This is a genomic window from Escherichia sp. AM3 (genome assembly GCF_032029835.1).
Taxonomy (GTDB): domain Bacteria; phylum Pseudomonadota; class Gammaproteobacteria; order Enterobacterales; family Enterobacteriaceae; genus Escherichia; species Escherichia coli.
This window is the reverse complement of sequence record NZ_JAVUPQ010000792.1, coordinates 1-311: the sequence shown is the minus strand read 5'-3', so window position 1 is coordinate 311 and position 311 is coordinate 1. Positions and strand designations below refer to the sequence as shown.

1 protein-coding gene is annotated in these 311 nt (G+C 31.8%); it reads right to left on the bottom strand.

Annotation, left to right across the window (positions count from 1 at the left end; all coding sequences use genetic code 11):
- Positions 1-232, bottom strand: a 232-nt coding sequence (locus RTW80_RS28395) for a hypothetical protein (protein ID WP_312721441.1), incomplete at its 3' end; no start/stop codon positions are given.
- Positions 233-311 lie beyond the last annotated feature (79 nt).

Below are 311 nucleotides of genomic sequence, written 5' to 3'. Positions count from 1 at the left end.
AAAGCATTGTTTGAAGTTCATTCGAGAAAAAACTGGCTAATTCTTCTTCAGAATGATTTACTTTATAATTCCGTTGCTGATACGCTTTTTGAGATATTTTTTTTAACGCCTTATATAGACTTTGATAAAAGGCATTTACATTGTTTGGGCATTTATTAGCGTAGTATTCTAAGAGCTCTGGCGCGTTTTTTTCTATCATCTCTAATGTTATCGGCGACTGGCTCGTAGACATACTCACACTCTCTTTATGAAGTAAATGTTATTCTTAATTTTTCAAGTTTTTTTGTAGGAAAATAAACTGGGTAAACTTT